This window comes from Hydrogenophaga sedimenti (genome assembly GCF_051857515.1).
Lineage (GTDB): Bacteria > Pseudomonadota > Gammaproteobacteria > Burkholderiales > Burkholderiaceae_C > Hydrogenophaga.
Genome location: NZ_JBPZHA010000004.1, coordinates 419,774 through 437,045 on the forward strand (window position 1 = coordinate 419,774; position 17,272 = coordinate 437,045).

Sequence of the window (17,272 nt, forward strand, 5' to 3'; positions counted from 1 at the left end):
GGTCAGGCTTCGGGCTGTGCGCGGCGCAGGCGCTCGCGGCTGTTGGACAGGTGCGTGCGCATCGCGGCGCGCGCGGCTTCGGGTTCCTGGCGCCGGATGGCGTCGAGGATGTTTTCGTGTTCGTGGTGCACGCGCTCCAGGTACGGCAGGCGCCCTTCGGGGGCGCTGGCCGCGGTCTTGAGCCGCGTGCGCGGAATGATCATGGTGCCCAGGTAGGTCATCAGCTCGGCGAAGTGGCGGTTGCCGGTCGCGCGGGCCACCTCCATGTGGAACAGGAAGTCGGAGGGCACGGCGTCGGAGTCGGCGTGGATCGCGACATTGAACGCGGCCAGCGCCGCCGCCATCGCCGACAGACTCTCGGCGCTGCGCCGCTGCGCCGCCAGCGCGGCCGCCTCGCTCTCCAGGCTGATCCGCAACTCCAGCAATTCGATCACGTCGGAGGCGGTCGCGAAGTCTTCGGGTGCGATGCGGAAGATCGGCTCGACCGCGCGCGGCGCCATCACGAAGGTGCCGATGCCGTGGCGGGTCTCGACCAGGCCCGAGGCCTGCAGGCGCGAGATCGCTTCGCGCACCACGGTGCGGCTGACGTCGAAGCGCCCGACCAGCTCCGACTCGGTCGGCAGCTTCTGGCCAGGGACCAACCGGCCCTCGCGGATGTCGGCCTCCAGCGAGGCCACGATTTCGGGCACCAGGCCACGCGGGCGGCGGGTGCGCGGCGGCTCTGCGGCGGCCTCCTCACCTAGGGTATTCACGGGGTTCATGGGTTTTTCCTTGACAGCCTGCGCCGTGATTTTCACAATTGCGGCCAGTTGTCTGACAACATACGACAGACATCCCGGGCTGACAAGCACTGTACCAAAGGCCCACGCCCCTGTGCAACCGGAATGCGACAAGCTTTGTACACCATGGTAAACCCTATGAAAACCCACCACCGGATCCTGCTGACCGGCGCCGCCGGCGGACTGGGGTCGGCCCTGCGTTCGCGGCTCGTCGCCAACTGCGACGTGCTGAGGTTGTCTGACAAGTCGGGCTGTGGCGACGTTGGCCCTGGCGAAGAGATGGTGCTGGCCGACCTGGCCGACGCCGCGGCGGTGGATGCGGCCGTGGCCGGCTGCGACGCCATCGTGCACCTGGGCGGCATCTCGGTCGAGGCGCCGTTCGAGGCCATCCTGCAGGCCAACATCCTGGGCGTCTACCACCTGTACGAAGCGGCCCGGAAGCACGGCGTCAAGCGCGTGGTGTTCGCCAGCTCCAACCACGTGGTGGGCTTTTACAAGCAGGGCGAGACCATCACCGCCGACCACCCGCCGCGCCCCGACAGCTTCTACGGCGTCAGCAAGGCCTTCGGCGAAGACTTCTCGCGCTTCTATTTCGACCGCCACGGCATCGAGACCGCCTGCGTGCGCATCGGCTCCTCGTTCCCCGAGCCGCGCGACCGCCGCATGCTGGCCACCTGGCTGAGCTTCGACGACCTGCACCGCCTGATCGGTGCCTGCCTCTCGACCCCGGTGCTGGGCCACAGCATCGTGTTCGGCATGTCGGACAACGCGGTCACCTGGTGGGACAACAGCCGCGCGCGCCACATCGGCTATGTGCCGCAGGACAGCTCGGACGTGTTCCGCGACGCGGTGTTCGCGCGCACGCCCACGCCCGACCTCAACGACCCGGTCGCGGTCTACCAAGGTGGCGGCTTCGTGGTCGCTGACCCGAACAAGAAGGGCTGAGTGCGCACCATGAGCGAACAAGCCGAACTGGTGCTGGACGTGCGCAACGGCGTGGGCGAGAGCCCCGTCTGGGACAGCGCGCGCCAGTGCCTGTGGTGGGTCGACATTCCGGGACTGGCGCTGTGGTGCTGGCACAGCGCCAGCGGCCAGGCGCGGCACTGGCCCACGCCCGAACAGACCGGCTGCATCGCGCTGGCCGCCGGCAGCGACGCCCTGCCGCACGGCCAGTGGATCGCGGCCATGGAAACCGGCGTGGCGCGCCTGACGCCGCAGGCCGACGGCAGCGTGACCAGCGAATGGATCGCCCGCGTGACGCACCCGCAGACCGGCATGCGCTTCAACGACGGCCGTTGCGACCGCCAGGGCCGCCTGCGCGCCGGCACCATGGTGGCCGACATGTCGCTGGCCGCGACCTCGGGCAGTCTCTACGCGCTGGACCTGGACCACGGCGTGCCCACGCTGCGTGGCCTGGACGCCGGCTACATCACGCCCAACGGCATGGCCTTCAGCCCCGACGGCCGGACCATGTACCTCTCGGACTCGCACCCGAACCGCCAGACCGTCTGGGCCTTCGACTACGACACCGACACCGGCACGCCGCACAACCGCCGCGTCTTCATCGACTTCAAGCCCCTGCCCGGCCGCCCCGACGGCGCCGCCGTCGACATCGATGGCTGCTACTGGATCTGTGGCAACGACGCCGGCCTGGTGCACCGCTTCACGCCCGCCGGGCGGCTGGACCGCTCACTGGCCGTGCCGGTGAAGAAGCCGGCCATGTGCGCCTTCGGCGGCGCCAGTCTCGACACCCTGTTCGTCACCTCCATCCGGCCTGGTGGTGATCTCGCCGACCAGCCGCTGGCCGGCGGCGTGTTTGCACTGCGCCCGGGCGTGCAGGGCCTGCCCGAACCGCGCTGCACTGCGTGACCAACACCCGTTTTTCCCCTCACCCACCCAACCCCAACGGAGACAACATGAAACTGCAACGCCGACTGATCGCCAGCCTCGCCCTGGCCGCCATGCTGCCCCTGAGCGCCTACGCGCAAATGGTCCTCAAGTCGCACGACACCCACCCCGCCGGCTATCCGACCGTCGTGGCGGTGGAGAACTTCGGCAAGAAGCTGGAAGCCGCTACGCAAGGCCGCATCAAGGTGCAGATGTTCCCTGGCGCCGTGCTCGGCCAGGAAAAAGAGGCCGTGGAGCAGGTGCAGCTGGGCGCCATCCAGATGGCCCGCATCTCGCTGGGCGTGATCGGCCCGGTGGTGCCCGAGGTGGACGTGTTCAACATGCCCTTCGTGTTCCGCGACATCAAGCACATGCGCGCCGTGATCGACGGCCCGGTCGGTGACGATCTGCTGGCCAAGGTCACGGCCAGCCCGGCACGCCTGGTCGCCCTGGGCTGGATGGACGGCGGCGCCCGCAGCCTCTACACCAAGAAGCCGGTGCGAACGCCCGCCGACCTCAAGGGCCAGAAGGTCCGCATGATGGGCAACCCGCTGTTCGTCGACACCATGAATGCCATGGGCGGCAACGGCATCAGCATGGCCTATGGCGAGGTCTTCACCTCGCTGCAGACCGGGGTGATCGACGGCGCCGAAAACAACCCGCCGAGCTACTTCACCGCCAACCACTACAACACGCCGGCCAAGTACTACACCCAGACCAACCACCTGATCATCCCGGAGATCCTGGTGATGTCCAAGGTCACCTGGGACAAGCTGTCCAAGGAAGACCAGGCGCTGGTGAAGAAGCTGGCCCGCGAAGCACAGATGGAACAGCGGTCCCTGTGGGACAAGAGCGTGGAGGAATACACCGCCAAGCTCAAGGCCGCCGGCGTCGAGTTCATCAACGTCGACAACAAGCCCTTCTACGACGCCACCGAACCCGTGCGCCAGAAGTACGGCGCCAAGTTCCACGACCTGATGCAGCGCATCGCGGCGGTGAAATAAATCCCCCCTGCGCCGCTTCGCGCCTTCCCCCCAGGGGGACCACACCTGCGGCCCGGCCAAGCCGGTTCCGCGGTGTGTGCTGGAGGCGCTCGCTCTGTCACTTCCTTGATTGACGCATTTATGGCTCACCACACCGCTGCCGGACATCCTGTCTCACGCTTTCTTGATTCGGTCTACCTGGCCTGCATCTGGGTCGCCGGGGCGTGCATCTTTGCGATGTCGCTCTTCATTCCCTGGGGCATTTTTTCGCGCTACGTGATGGGCACGGGTTCGCAGTGGCCGGAGCCGATTTCCATCCTGCTGATGGTGGTGTTCACCTTCCTGGGCGCGGCGGTGAGCTACCGCGCCGGTGGCCACATCGCCGTCGAGATGATCACGCAGCGCCTGCCTTCGTCGGTGCAGCGTCCGCTGCGCGCCGTGGTGCATGTGCTGATGCTGCTGGTCAGCCTGTTCATGTTCTGGTACGGCATCCAGCTGTGCATCGGCACCTGGGGCCAGTCGATCCCCGAGCTGCCCTGGATGCCAGTGGGCTTCACCTACCTGCCCGTGCCCGTCGGTGGCGCGGTGACCGCGCTGTTCGTGCTCGAACACATGTTCCTGGGTGACCAGCGCCACCGCGCCGTCGTCACCTTTGACCACGAAGCCGCCTGAGGAGAGCCACCATGGACGCATACATCCTGCTTGGCAGCTTCTTCGTGCTCATCCTGATCGGCACCCCCGTGGCCTACGCCATGGGCATGGCCGCGCTGGTCGGGGCCTGGTACATCGACATCCCGCTGGACGCGGTGATGATCGCCATCGCCAACGGCGTCAACAAGTTCTCGCTGCTCGCGATTCCCTTCTTCGTGCTGGCCGGCGCCATCATGGCCGAGGGCGGCATGGCGCGGCGCCTGGTGGCGTTCGCCAACGTGCTGGTCGGCTTCATCCGCGGCGGCCTGTCGCTGGTGAACATCCTGGCCTCCACCTTCTTCGGCGCCATCTCCGGGTCGTCCATGGCCGACACCGCCTCGGTCGGCACGGTGCTGATCCCCGAGATGGAGAAGAAGGGTTACCCGCGCGACTTCGCCACCGCCGTCACCGTCAGCGGCTCGGTGCAGGCGATCCTGATCCCGCCCAGCCACAACGCGGTCATCTACTCGCTGGCTGCGGGCGGCACGGTGTCGATTGCGGCGCTGTTCATCGCCGGTGTGCTGCCGGGCCTGCTGCTGGGTCTGACCTTGTCGATCATGTGCCTCTACATGGCCCGCAAGCGCAACTACCCCAAGGGCGACGTGATCCCGCTGAAGCAGGCGCTGAAAACCTGCGCCGATGCGCTGTGGGGCCTGATGACCATGGTGATCATCCTGGGCGGAATCCTCTCCGGCGTGTTCACAGCCACCGAGTCGGCCTCCATCGCGGTGATCTGGGCCTTCTTCGTGACCATGTTCATCTACCGCGACTACAAGTGGGGAGAGCTGCCCAAGCTCGTCCACCGCACGGTCAAGACGCTGTCGATCGTCATGATCCTGATCGCGTTTGCCGCGAGCTTCGGCTACATCATGACCCTGATGCAGATCCCGATGAAGATCACGGCAGCGCTGACGTCCCTCTCGGACAACCGCTACGTGATCCTGGCGCTGATCAACGGCCTGCTGCTGGTGCTGGGCACGCTGATGGACATGGCCCCGCTGATCCTGATCCTCACGCCCATCCTGCTGCCGGTGATCAAGACCATCGGCGTGGACCCGGTGCACTTCGGGATGATCATGATGGTGAACCTGGGCATCGGCCTGCTGACCCCGCCGGTGGGGGGCGTGCTGTTCGTCGGCGCGGCCGTGGCCAAGCTGCCGATGGAGCAGGTGGTGAAGGCGCTCATGCCTTTCTTCGGCGCCCTGCTGCTGGTGCTGGTGGCCGTGACCTACATCCCCGCGCTGTCGCTCTGGCTGCCGGGCCTGCTGCTGGCGAAATGACGCGAACCGCACCATGACCTCCCACGCCATCCGCCATGTGCGCGTGACGCCGATCGCGTTCCGCGACCCGCCGCTGCTCAACGCCGCCGGCATCCACGAGCCCTGGGCCCTGCGCTCGATCATCGAGATCGAGACCGACTCCGGGCTGGTCGGCATCAACGAGAGCTACGGCGACCTGCCCATGCTCGACGCGCTGGCCAAGGCCGCGCCCGCGCTCACCGGCCTCTCGCCCTGGGCGCTCAACGACATGGAGATCCGCGTCGCCGCGCTGGTGACGCCGAAGCAGACCGCCTCGGAGTTCCTGGGGCAGCAGGTCTCGCTGGCACCGGGCACGCACGTGTCGAAGACCGTCGCCAAGGTGATCAGCGCGTTCGAGGTGGCGATGATGGACCTGCAGGGCCAGCTGGCGAACGCGCCGGTGGTGGACCTGCTGGGTGGCGCGGCGCGCCCGGCCGTGCCGTTTTCCGCCTACCTGTTCTTCAAGTACGCCGAACACATCGACAAGCCCTACGCACCCGATCCGTTTGGTGAAGGCATCGCGCCCGAACAGCTGGTGGCGCAGGCGCGCCGCATGATCGACCAGTACGGCTTCAAGAGCATCAAGCTCAAGGCCGGCGCGCTGCCGCCCGAACAGGAAGTGGCCGCCCTGCTGGCGCTGGCCAAAGCCTTCCCCGGCGCGCCGCTGCGCATCGATCCGAACGCGAACTGGACCGTGGCCACCAGCCTGAAGGTGGTGGAGCAATTGCGCGGCGTGCTCGAGTACTACGAAGACCCGGCCCCGGGGCTGGACGGCATGGCCGCCGTGGCCGCTGCGTGCGAGGTGCCGCTGGCGACCAACATGGTGGTGACCGACCTGAAGGAATTCCGCCGCAACGCCGAGATGGGCTGCCCGGTGAAGATCGTGCTGAGCGACCACCACTACTGGGGCGGCCTGCGGGCCACGCAGCGCCTGGCGCTGATGTGCGAGACCTTCGGCCTGGGCCTGTCAATGCACTCGAATTCACACCTGGGCATCAGCCTCACCGCGATGACGCACCTGGCGGCCTCGGTGCCGCAGCTGTCCTACGCCTGCGACACCCACTACCCCTGGCAGGACGACGAGGTGGTGCAGGGCGGTCGGCTGAAGTTTGAGGAAGGCAGCCTGCGCGTGCCCACGGCGCCTGGCCTGGGCGTGCAGATCGACCCCGAGGCCCTGGCCCGCCTGCATCACAACTACCTGAACACCACGATCCGCAACCGCGACGACCTGGCGCAGATGCGCAAGTACGACCCGACGTTCACCGGGCGCCAGCCGCGGTTCTGACGAGGGATAAGGGGTTTCCACATACGTGCATGGAAACCCTTGACACCCCTTTCCTCCGGTCCGCACAATCTCTTCAGTTGTCTGACATCCTACAACCAAGACGCCGACACCTCCACTTCTCCACCCACCCAGGCTGAACCCACATGCAATACACCCCGCAAGACCTCAAGCAAGTCATGTCCTCTGGCCTGCTGTCCTTCCCCGTGACGGACTTCGATGCCCAGGGCAACTTCAACGCGCCCTCGTACGCCGCCCGCCTGGAGTGGCTCGCGCCCTCCGGCGCGACCGCCCTGTTCGCCGCCGGCGGCACGGGCGAGTACTTCTCGCTGTCCGGCGACGAATACGGCCAGATCATCAAGACCGCCGTCGACACCTGCCGCGGCAAGGTGCCGATCATTGCCGGCGCCGGCGGCCCCACCCGCACCGCCATCGCCCACGCACAGGAGGCCGAGCGCCTGGGCGCCCACGGCATCCTGCTGCTGCCGCACTACCTGACCGAAGCCGGCCAGGAAGGCCTGATCGCGCACGTGGAGCAGATCTGCAACAGCGTGCAGTTCGGCGTCATCGTCTACAACCGCGACCGCACCAAGTTCACGCCCGAGTCGCTGGCCATCCTGGCCGATCGCTGCCCCAACCTGATCGGCTTCAAGGACGGCATGGGGAACATCGAGCTGATGTCCTCCATCTACATGAAGATGGGTGAGCGCTTCGCCTACCTGGGCGGCCTGCCCACGGCCGAGGTCTACGCCGCCGCCTACAAGGCGCTGGGCACGCCGGTGTATTCGTCCGCCGTCTTCAACTTCATCCCGAAGACCGCGATGCAGTTCTACGAAGCCGTGCGCACCGACGACATGGCCACGCAGCACAAGCTGCTCAAGCAGTTCTTCATGCCCTACCTGAAGATCCGCAACCGCGTCGAAGGCTATGGCGTGAGCATCATCAAGGCGGGAGCCACGCTGGTCGGACACGGCGCCGGCCCGGTGCGCGCCCCGCTGTCGGACCTCAAGCCCGGCGAGATGGACGAACTCAAGGCGCTGATCGACGGCCTGGGGCCGCAATAAGAACCCCCCGCGCCGCCTGCGGCGTCACCCCCCAGGGGGCGGCGCTGGCGGCCCGGCAGAGCCGGTTCCGCGGCGCCCTGGACTCGGCTCCCCCTCACCCCCATACCCACCGTGACGTAGAGAGACAAACATGAACAAGCGCAACTTCCTGCTGGCCGCTGTGGCCGCCACCGTATCCCTGGGCAGCTCCGCCGCCCTGGCCCAGGCCTACCCGAGCAAGCCCATCCGCATCGTTGTGCCCTTCCCGGCCAGCGGCACGTCCGACGTGCTGGCCCGCCTGATCGGCCAGAAGATGAGCGAGAAGCTGGGCCAGCCGGTGGTGGTCGAGAACAAGGCCGGCAACGCCGGCAACATCGGCGCCGACGCGGTGGCCAAGTCGGCACCGGACGGCTACACCTTCGTGCTGATGGACGTGGGCAACCTCACCATCAGCCCGGCGCTGTACAAGCTGCCGTTCGACGTGCAGAAGGACTTCGTGCCGGTGGCCATGGTCGGCTACTCGCCGCACCTGCTGGTGGTCAGCACCAAGGTGCCGGCCAACACCATCGGTGAGCTGGTGAAGTACGCCAAGGCCAACCCCGGCAAGCTGAACTTCGCCGCGGCCGCCGGCATCGGCAGCGCGACCCACATCGCCGGCGTGCAGTTCGCACGCCGCAACGGCATCCAGTGGAACTACGTGCCCTACAAGGGCGGCGCCCAGGCCATGACCGACCTGGTCGGTGGCCACATGGACGTGACCTTCAACGGCATGGTCGCGACCTACCCGCACGTCAAGGCCGGCAAGCTCAAGCTGCTGGCGGTGTCGTCGGCCAAGCGCTGGTCCGAACTGCCCGACACGCCCGCCGTGGCCGAGACCACGCCCAACTTCCTGACCGGCAGCTGGCAGGGCCTGCTGGCCCCGGCCGGCACGCCCAAGGCCGTGATCGACCTGATCCACGCCGAGGTGCAGCGCATCACCGCCCTGCCCGACGTGAAGGAAAAGCTGGAGACCCTGGGCCTGGAGCCCTCAAAGCTGAGCAGCACCGAATTCGCCGCCTGGATCAAGGCCGAGCTGCCCGAGATGGCGCAGGTCGTGCGCGAAGAAAAGATCACCCTCGAACAGTGAACCGCAGAACCTCTGACACCATGAAGAAATCCCTCGTCACCCTGCTGGTCGCCGCGGCCACCAGCCTGCCCGCTTTCGCCTGGCCCGACAAGCCCATCACCCTGGTCGTGCCCTTCCCGCCCGGCGGGTCCACCGACCTGATCGCCCGCACGATTTCAGCCAAGCTGGGCGAGAAGCTCGGCGGCGCCACCGTCGTGGTCGAGAACAAGGCCGGCGCCACCGGCACCATCGGCGCGACCTCGGTGGCCCGTGCGCCGGCCGACGGCCACACCCTGTTCGTGTCCTCGCTCGGTCCGTTCGTGATCGCGCCGCACCTGATCAAGGTGAGCTACGACGCACTCAAGGACCTCGACCCGATCACGGTCGTCGTGCAGGCGCCCAACGTGCTGGTCGTGCCCGCGGCCTCGGCCCACAAGTCGCTGGCCGACGTGATCGCGTACCAGAAGGCCAACCCCGGCAAGATGACCTTCGCCTCGTCGGGCAACGGTTCGTCGGACCACCTCACGGCCGAACTGTTCTGGCAACAGACCAACACCTCGGGCGTGCACATCCCCTACAAGGGCGGCGGTCCGGTGATGAGCGACCTGCTGGGCAACCAGGTCGAGGCCTCGTTCATGAACATCAACACCGCCATGCCGCAGCTCAAGGCCGGCAAGCTGCGCGCTCTGTCGATCACCAGCGCCAAACGCTCGCCGCTGCTGCCCGAGGTGCCCACGCTGGAAGAAGGCGGCGTCAAGGACGCCAACGTGCAGTCCTGGCAGGCGGTGGCTGCGCCCAAGGGGCTGCCGGCCGACATCAAGAAGCGGGTGCACGAAGCAATCGTGTCGATCATCAAAGACCCGGCGGTCACCCCCAAGCTGACCGAGCTGGGCTTCGAGATCGTGCTGAACACGCCCGAGCAGTTCGCCGCCTTCCAGGCGTCTGAATTTGCGCGCTGGCAAAAGCTCATCACCTCCAGAAACATCAAGGCGGATTGAGCGCGCCATGACCGCACCGATCGTCCAGTCGATGCGTGTCATCCCGGTCGCCGGCCGGGACGGCATGCTGCTCAACCTCTCGGGCGCACACGCGCCCTTCTTCACGCGCAACATCGTCATCGTCACCGACAACGCGGGCCACACCGGCCTGGGCGAGGTGCCGGGCGGCGAGAAGATCCGCCAGACGCTGGAGGACGCACGGCCGCTGGTCGAGGGCCAGACCGTCGGCAACCTGCAGGCGATCCTGAACACCATGCGCACCAAGTTCGCCGACCGCGACAGCGGCGGGCGCGGCCTGCAGACCTTCGACCTGCGTACCACCATCCACGCCGTCACGGCCGTGGAGTCGGCCCTGCTGGACCTGATGGGCCAGCACCTGGGCGTGCCGGTGGCGGCCCTGCTGGGCGAAGGCCAGCAGCGCGACGCGGTGCAGATGCTGGGTTACCTGTTCTTCGTCGGTGACCGCACCAAGACCGACCTGCCCTACGCGAGTGAACCCGACAACGCCGACGACTGGTGCCGCCTGCGCCACGAGAAGGCGATGACGCCCGAGGCCGTGGTGCGACTGGCCGAAGCGGCGCAGGCGCGCTACGGCTTCCAGGACTTCAAGCTCAAGGGCGGGGTTCTCTCAGGTGATGAAGAAGTCGAGGCCGTGACCGCGCTGCACCAGCGCTTCCCCGAGGCGCGCGTGACGCTGGACCCCAACGGCGGCTGGCTGCTGAAGGACGCGATCCGCTTGGGCGAGAAGATGCGCGGCGTGGTGGCCTATGCCGAAGACCCGTGCGGCGCGGAAGAAGGCTTCAGCGGCCGCGAGGTGATGGCCGAGTTCCGGCGCGCCACGGGCCTGCCCACCGCAACCAACATGGTCGCCACCGACTGGCGGCAGATGGCGCATTCGCTGGCGCTGCAGAGCGTGGACATTCCGCTGGCCGACCCGCACTTCTGGACCATGGCCGGTTCGGTCCGCGTGGCGCAGACCTGCCGCGACTGGGGCCTGACCTGGGGCTCGCATTCCAACAACCACTTCGACATCTCGCTCGCCATGTTCACCCACGTGGGCGCGGCCGCACCGGGCAAGGTGACGGCCATCGACACGCACTGGATCTGGCAGGACGGCCAGCGCCTGACCAAGGAGCCGATGAAGATCGAGGGCGGCTATGTGCAGGTACCGAAGAAGCCCGGCCTCGGGATCGAGATCGACATGGCCGAGGTGGACAAGGCGAACCGCCTGTACCAGCAGCACGGCCTGGGCGCGCGCGACGACGCGATCGCGATGCAGTACCTGATCCCGGGCTGGACGTTCGACCACAAGCGCCCTTGTCTGGTCAGGTGAACCCATGAGCCGAACCACGCTGTTGCAGATCGGCCCGCTGATGCCAGCGCTGGAAGCCAGCCTGCGCGAACAGCACGAGGTGCTGAGCGCGCAGTCGCCGAGCGCTGCCACGCCGCTGGCCGACATGACCGACGCGGTGCGCGTCACGGCGGTGGTCACCTCGGCGCCGGTCGGCGTGCCGGCGGCCTGGCTGCCGCAGCTGCCCGCACTGAAGGTGGTGTCGTCTTTCGGCGTGGGACTGGACCAGCTGCCGCTGGACGCCGCCCGCGCAATGGGCCTGCCGGTGGGCTACACGCCCGACGTGTTGAACGACTGCGTGGCCGACCTGGCCATGGGCCTGCTGATCGACGGCGCGCGCCGCATCGCCGCGGCCGACCGCTTCGTGCGGCGCGGCGACTGGCTCAATGGCCGCTACCCGCTGACCACGCGCGTGAGCGGCAAGCGGCTGGGCATCGTGGGCCTGGGCCGCATCGGCCAGGCCGTGGCACGCCGCGCGGCCGGCTTCGACATGGACATCGCGTACAACAACCGCCAGCCGGCCGAGGGCGTGGCGTGGCGCCACGAACCGTCGCTGCTGGCACTGGCCGAATGGGCCGACTTCCTGGTGCTCACGGTGGCCGGCGGCGAGAGCACGCGCCACCTGGTCAACGCCAGGGTGCTGCGCGCGCTCGGCCCCCAGGGTCTGCTGGTCAACGTGGCGCGCGGCAGCGTGGTCGATGAAGCAGCATTGATCGCCTGCCTGCACAGCGGCGAACTGGGTGGCGCGGCGCTGGACGTGTTCGACGACGAACCCCGCGTGCCCGAGGCCCTGCTGGCGATGGAACAGGTGGTGCTGGCCCCGCACATGGCCAGCGGCACCCGCGACACGCGCCAGGCCATGGCCGATCTGGTGCTGGCCAACCTGAGTGCCGGCCTGTCCGGCGAACCCCTGCCCGCCCGCGCAGCCTGAACCTGTCGCCGAGAACCCTTTGCCCATGAACGCCCCCGTGATCCCCCGCACCATCCGCATCCACCCCAGCGACAACGTCGCGGTCGTGGTCAACGACGGCGGCCTGCCCGCCGGCACCGCCCTGCCCGGCGGCCCCACGCTCGTGCAGGCCGTGCCGCAGGGCCACAAGGTCGCGCTGAACGACCTGCCCGCCGGCACCGCCGTGCGACGCTACAACGTGGTGATCGGCCACACCGCGGTGGACATTCCCGCGGGCGGCTGGGTCACCGAGCAGCGACTGGTGATGCCCGAGGCCCGCTCGCTGCAAGGTCTGCCAGCCTCGCAGCCCCCCGCCGAACTGCCGCCGCTCGAAGGCCACACCTTCCAGGGCTACCGCAACGCCGACGGCAGCGTGGGCACGCGCAACCTGCTGGCCATCACCACCACCGTGCAGTGTGTGTCCGGCGTGCTCGAGTTCGCGGTCGAGCGCATCCAAAAGGACCTGCTGCCGAAGTACCCCAACGTGGACGGCGTGGTGGGCCTGTCCCACAGCTACGGCTGCGGTGTCGCCATCGACGCGCCCGACGCCATCATCCCGATCCGCACCGTGCGCAACCTGGCGAGCAACCCCAACTTCGGCGGCGAGGTGATGGTGCTCAGCCTGGGTTGCGAGAAGCTGCAGCCCGAGCGGCTGCTGCCGCCAGGATCGATCCCGATTTCGGACGAGCGCCAGGCGCCGGACGTGGTCGTGCTCCAGGACGAAAAACACGTGGGCTTCATGTCCATGATCGACTCGATCCTCACGCAGGCGAAGGCCCATCTGGAGCGACTCAACCGTCGCCAGCGCGAAACCTGCCCGGTCAGCGAACTCGTGGTGGGTGTGCAATGCGGCGGCAGCGATGCCTTCTCCGGCGTCACCGCCAACCCGGCCGTGGGCTTTGCGACCGACCTGCTGGTGCGCGCCGGCGCCACCGTGATGTTCAGCGAGAACACCGAGGTGCGCGACGCGGTGGACCAGCTCACGCGCCGCGCGGCGACCCCCGAGGTGGCCGATGCGATCGTGCGCGAACTCGGCTGGTACGACGCCTACCTCGCGCGCGGCCAGGCCGACCGCAGCGCCAACACCACGCCCGGCAACAAGAAGGGCGGCCTGTCCAACATCGTCGAGAAGGCCATGGGCTCGATCGTCAAGAGCGGCAACGGCCCGATCCACGGTGTCATCGGCCCCGGCGAGAAGGTGAACCGCAAGGGCCTGATCTTCGCCGCCACGCCCGCCAGCGACTTCATCTGCGGCACGCTGCAACTGGCCGCGGGCATGAACCTGCACGTCTTCACCACCGGCCGCGGCACGCCCTACGGCCTGGCCGAGTGCCCGGTCATCAAAGTGGCCACACGCAACGACCTGGCGCGCCGCTGGCACGACCTGATGGACGTCAACGCGGGCCGCATCGCCAGCGGCGAGGCGAGCATCGACGAACTCGGCTGGGAACTGTTCCACCGCATGCTGGCCGTGGCCAGTGGCGAGAAGACCTGGGCCGAAAAGTGGGGCTTGCACAACGACCTGGTGCTGTTCAACCCGGCACCGATCACGTGACATGACACACCCCTGCCGCGCTTCGCGCGACCCCCTCAAGGGGGCGGCACTGGCCGTCCGGCAAAGCCGGCCCGGCGGTGCCCTGGACCGCTCCCCCTCATAGCGGGCATCGACCCGTCCTTTTCGACCCACCCCGGAGACAAACCATGAACCTGACCCGCCGACAACTGATCGCCGCTTCCGCTGGCGCGGCCCTGGGCGGCAGCCTGCCCCTGGGCGCCTTCGCCCAGAGCGACTACCCGAACAAGCCGATCAAGATCATCGTGGCCTTCCCGCCCGGCGGCACGTCCGACGTGATGGGCCGCCTCGTGGCCGATCCGCTGGCCAAGGTGCTGGGCCAGCCGGTGGTGATCGAGAACGTGGGCGGTGCCGGTGGCGTGATCGGCACCGAACGCGGCGCCAAGGCGCCCGCCGACGGCTACACCATCATCCAGACCGGCGTGGGCCAGAACGCCGTGGCGCACGGCCTGGACCCCAACCTCAAGTACGACTCGGTCAAGGACTTCATCCACATCAGCCACGTGCACAACGGCCCCAACGTGCTGGTGGTCAACGCCAGCCAGCCCTACAAGACCCTGGCCGACCTGGTGAAGGCCGCCAAGGCCAACCCCGGCAAGATCGACTACGGCTACACCCACGCGGCCTCGGGCCACATGGCGATGGAGCTGTTCAAGCAGACGGCGGGCATCTTCATGACCGGCATTCCCTACCGCGGCGGCGGCCCGATGATGACCGCGCTGCTGGGCAACGAGATCCCGATGATGTTCATCAACCAGGACGTGGCCCTGCCTCACATCAAGGCCGGCAAGCTGCGCGCGCTCGCGGTCAGCAGCCTGCAGCGCAACAGCCTCTACCCCGACGTGCCCACCGTGGCCGAGTCCGGCTATCCCGGCTTCGAGGCGCTGAGCTGGTCGGGCATGTCGGTGGCCAGGGGCACGCCCGCGCCCATCGTGGCCAGGCTCGAAGCGGCGTTCAAGGAAGTCATGTCTTCCCCGGCGATCAAGCAGAAACTGGAGAGCAACGGCTTCGTGGTGCCCCCGCAGGGCTCCAAGGTCTATTCGGATTTCGTTGCCAGCGAACTGCAGCGCTGGGTCAAGGTGATCCACACCGCCGGCATCAAACCTCAGTGAGCGAAGGGCACGCACACCGCATGAGCACCACCGCCGACCGCATCGCCTGGATGCGCCTCTCCTCCTGCTACCTGCCCCTGGCCAACCCGATCAGCGACGCCAAGGTGCTGACCGGGCGCCAGAAGCCCATGACCGAGATCGCGATGCTGTTCGTCGAACTGCAGACCGAACAGGGCCATGAAGGCCTGGGCCTGAGCTATTCCAAGCGGGCCGGCGGTCCGGGCCAGTTCGCGCACGCGCAGGAGATCGCGCCCAACCTGATCGGCGAAGACCCGAACGACATCGCGCGGCTGTGGGACAAGCTGTGCTGGGCCGGCGCCTCGGCCGGGCGCAGCGGCCTGTCCACCCAGGCCATCGGCGCGTTCGACGTCGCGCTGTGGGATCTGAAGGCGCGCCGCGCCAACCTCTCGCTGGCCAAGCTGCTGGGCGCGCACCGCGAGTCGGTGCGCTGCTACAACACCTCGGGCGGCTTCCTGCACACACCCATCGACCAGCTCAAGGTCAACGCGGCGGCTTCGGTAGCGCGCGGCATCGGCGGCATCAAGCTCAAGGTCGGCCAGCCCGACGGCCGCATCGACATGCAGCGCGTGCAGGCGGTGCGCGAACACCTGGGCGACGGCGTGCCGCTGATGGTGGACGCCAACCAGCAGTGGGACCGGCCCACCGCGCAGCGCATGTGCCGCGCGCTCGAAGGTTTCAACCTGGTGTGGATCGAGGAGCCGCTGGATGCCTACGACCACGAAGGCCACGCCGCGCTGGCCTTGCAGTTCGACACGCCGATTGCGACCGGCGAGATGCTGACCAGCGCCGGCGAACACTGGGACCTGATCCGCCACCGCGCGGCCGACTACCTGATGCCCGACGGCCCGCGCGTCGGCGGCATCACGCCCTTCCTGAAGGTGGCCGGGCTGGCGCACCACGCCGGCCTGATGCTGGCGCCGCACTTCGCGATGGAGCTGCACGTGCACCTGGCCGCGGCCTACCCGACCGAGCCCTGGGTCGAGCACTTCGAGTGGCTGGAGCCGCTGTTCAACGAGCGCATCGAGATCGCCAACGGCCGCATGCAGGTGCCCACGCGACCGGGCCTGGGCCTGTCGCTGAGCGAGCAGGCGCGCGGCTGGACGCGCGAGAAGGCCGAAGTAGGCTCGAGGGTCTGAGGGACCGTGATGTTTCAGCGCCTGGACCCCGCACGCTTTTTCGGCGAGGTTGGCGGCGAGCCGGTTGCGCTGTTCCGCCTGCACCATGCGAACGGCATGGAGGTCGCCGTGTGCAACCTCGGCGCCAAGGTGCTGCAGATTGGGGTGCCCGACCGCGACGGCGTGCTGGGCGATGTGACGCTGGGTTACGACAGCCTGGCCTCTCTGCAGGCCGGAGCGCCATCGATGGGCGCCTTCATCGGCCGCTACGCCGGCCGCATCGCGCAGGCGCGCTACACGCTCGACGGCACCACCTACCCGCTGGACGCCAACGCCGGCCCGCACGCCATCCACGGCGGCCCGAACGGGTCGCGCCACCGCGTGTTCTCGGCCCACCAGGACGCGCCCGACGAACTCACGCTGCGCCTGCGCTTCGAGCCATCCACCGACGGCCACCCCGGCATCCTGGACCTGACCCTGACCTACCGGCTCACCGAAGGCCACACCCTGGTGGTCGAACACGAAGCGGTGGCGGTCTGCCACGCCAGCCCGGCCTCGCCCGCCAGCTTCACGCCGCACATCTTCTTCAACCTCGACGGTTCGGGCGACACCCTGGTCGACGGGCACGAACTGCAGGTGTTCGCCGACCGGTTGCTGGCCGCCGACGCGGACAACGTGGCCACCGGTGAACGCATCCCCCTGGACGGCCACGCGCTCGACCTGCGCCAGCCGCACAGGCTGGGCGATCTGCCCGACCTCGACCACGCCTACGAACTGGTGGCGACCACGGACGGTCCGTCGCTGCGCCGGGTCGCACTCGCCCGCAGCCAGGCCAGCGGACGCACGATGGAGGTCTGGACCACCGAGCCGGTGATGCAGGTCTACAGCGCCGGCGCACTGGGCACGGGCGCCACGCCCGACATCGGCAAACAGGGTGTGGTGCACCGCCCGCGCGCGGGCCTGTGCCTGGAACCGCAGCAGTACCCGAACGCCATGCACTGCCCGTCGTTTCCGCTCAAACGCGTGGGCCTCGGTCAGCCCTACCGGGCGCGCACGGAATACCGCTTTTCTGCCAGCGACTGAATC

The 17,272-nt window shown here is 68.3% G+C and carries 16 protein-coding genes; 15 read left to right on the plus strand and 1 reads right to left on the minus strand.

The genetic code is table 11. The features are described from left to right. Nucleotides 1-2: 2 nt before the first annotated feature. Nucleotides 3-761: a FadR/GntR family transcriptional regulator gene (locus ACS5NL_RS09275; RefSeq protein WP_439353442.1), complete on the minus strand. Its 759-nt coding sequence runs from the start codon at nucleotides 759-761 to the stop codon at nucleotides 3-5. A 156-nt stretch (nucleotides 762-917) separates the two neighbouring features. Between ACS5NL_RS09275 and ACS5NL_RS09280 the strand changes: the two genes are divergently transcribed. From ACS5NL_RS09280 to ACS5NL_RS09350, 15 genes are all read left to right on the plus strand, one after another. Then, a complete protein-coding gene (locus ACS5NL_RS09280; RefSeq protein ID WP_439353443.1) occupies nucleotides 918-1,724 on the plus strand; it encodes an NAD-dependent epimerase/dehydratase family protein in 807 nt (268 codons plus the stop codon). Nucleotides 1,725-1,733: 9 nt separating this feature from the next. Next, the gene (locus tag ACS5NL_RS09285; protein WP_439353444.1) at nucleotides 1,734-2,648 is read left to right on the plus strand and encodes an SMP-30/gluconolactonase/LRE family protein; all 915 of its coding nucleotides are present in this window, start codon (nucleotides 1,734-1,736) and stop codon (nucleotides 2,646-2,648) included. A 47-nt stretch (nucleotides 2,649-2,695) separates the two neighbouring features. After that, nucleotides 2,696-3,670 (plus strand): TRAP transporter substrate-binding protein, encoded by a 975-nt coding sequence (locus ACS5NL_RS09290; RefSeq protein WP_439353445.1) that lies wholly within the window; start codon nucleotides 2,696-2,698, stop codon nucleotides 3,668-3,670. A 216-nt stretch (nucleotides 3,671-3,886) separates the two neighbouring features. After that, the gene (locus ACS5NL_RS09295; protein WP_439353446.1) at nucleotides 3,887-4,321 is read left to right on the plus strand and encodes a TRAP transporter small permease; all 435 of its coding nucleotides are present in this window, start codon (nucleotides 3,887-3,889) and stop codon (nucleotides 4,319-4,321) included. Nucleotides 4,322-4,332: 11 nt separating this feature from the next. Continuing rightward, nucleotides 4,333-5,619 carry a TRAP transporter large permease gene (locus ACS5NL_RS09300; RefSeq protein ID WP_439353447.1) on the plus strand — a complete coding sequence of 429 codons (1,287 nt, stop codon included), beginning with the start codon at nucleotides 4,333-4,335 and terminating at the stop codon, nucleotides 5,617-5,619. 13 nt (nucleotides 5,620-5,632) lie between these two features. Continuing rightward, complete coding sequence (locus ACS5NL_RS09305; protein ID WP_439353448.1) at nucleotides 5,633-6,922, plus strand: glucarate dehydratase family protein; 1,290 nt, start codon at nucleotides 5,633-5,635, stop codon at nucleotides 6,920-6,922. A 143-nt stretch (nucleotides 6,923-7,065) separates the two neighbouring features. Continuing rightward, nucleotides 7,066-7,983, plus strand: coding sequence for a 5-dehydro-4-deoxyglucarate dehydratase (gene kdgD, locus ACS5NL_RS09310; RefSeq protein WP_439353449.1), 918 nt, complete (start codon nucleotides 7,066-7,068; stop codon nucleotides 7,981-7,983). 130 nt (nucleotides 7,984-8,113) lie between these two features. After that, on the plus strand, nucleotides 8,114-9,088 hold the full coding sequence (locus ACS5NL_RS09315; RefSeq protein WP_439353450.1) for a Bug family tripartite tricarboxylate transporter substrate binding protein: 975 nt from the start codon (nucleotides 8,114-8,116) through the stop codon (nucleotides 9,086-9,088). Between the two features lie 20 nt (nucleotides 9,089-9,108). Beyond that, on the plus strand, nucleotides 9,109-10,065 hold the full coding sequence (locus ACS5NL_RS09320) for a Bug family tripartite tricarboxylate transporter substrate binding protein (RefSeq protein ID WP_439353451.1): 957 nt from the start codon (nucleotides 9,109-9,111) through the stop codon (nucleotides 10,063-10,065). Between the two features lie 7 nt (nucleotides 10,066-10,072). Beyond that, nucleotides 10,073-11,398, plus strand: a complete 1,326-nt coding sequence (gene gudD, locus ACS5NL_RS09325; protein WP_439353452.1) for a glucarate dehydratase — start codon at nucleotides 10,073-10,075, stop codon at nucleotides 11,396-11,398. 4 nt (nucleotides 11,399-11,402) lie between these two features. Beyond that, nucleotides 11,403-12,347, plus strand: a complete 945-nt coding sequence (locus ACS5NL_RS09330; RefSeq protein WP_439353453.1) for a 2-hydroxyacid dehydrogenase — start codon at nucleotides 11,403-11,405, stop codon at nucleotides 12,345-12,347. A gap of 25 nt (nucleotides 12,348-12,372) precedes the next feature. Further along, on the plus strand, nucleotides 12,373-13,920 hold the full coding sequence (garD, locus tag ACS5NL_RS09335) for a galactarate dehydratase (protein ID WP_439353454.1): 1,548 nt from the start codon (nucleotides 12,373-12,375) through the stop codon (nucleotides 13,918-13,920). 146 nt (nucleotides 13,921-14,066) lie between these two features. Continuing rightward, nucleotides 14,067-15,050: a Bug family tripartite tricarboxylate transporter substrate binding protein gene (locus tag ACS5NL_RS09340; RefSeq protein ID WP_439353455.1), complete on the plus strand. Its 984-nt coding sequence runs from the start codon at nucleotides 14,067-14,069 to the stop codon at nucleotides 15,048-15,050. Nucleotides 15,051-15,070: 20 nt separating this feature from the next. Then, nucleotides 15,071-16,207: an L-talarate/galactarate dehydratase gene (locus tag ACS5NL_RS09345; RefSeq protein ID WP_439353456.1), complete on the plus strand. Its 1,137-nt coding sequence runs from the start codon at nucleotides 15,071-15,073 to the stop codon at nucleotides 16,205-16,207. A 9-nt stretch (nucleotides 16,208-16,216) separates the two neighbouring features. Beyond that, entirely contained in the window at nucleotides 16,217-17,269 is a 1,053-nt protein-coding gene (locus ACS5NL_RS09350; RefSeq protein WP_439353457.1) for an aldose epimerase family protein, read from the plus strand. The last annotated feature ends 3 nt before the right edge of the window (nucleotides 17,270-17,272 follow it).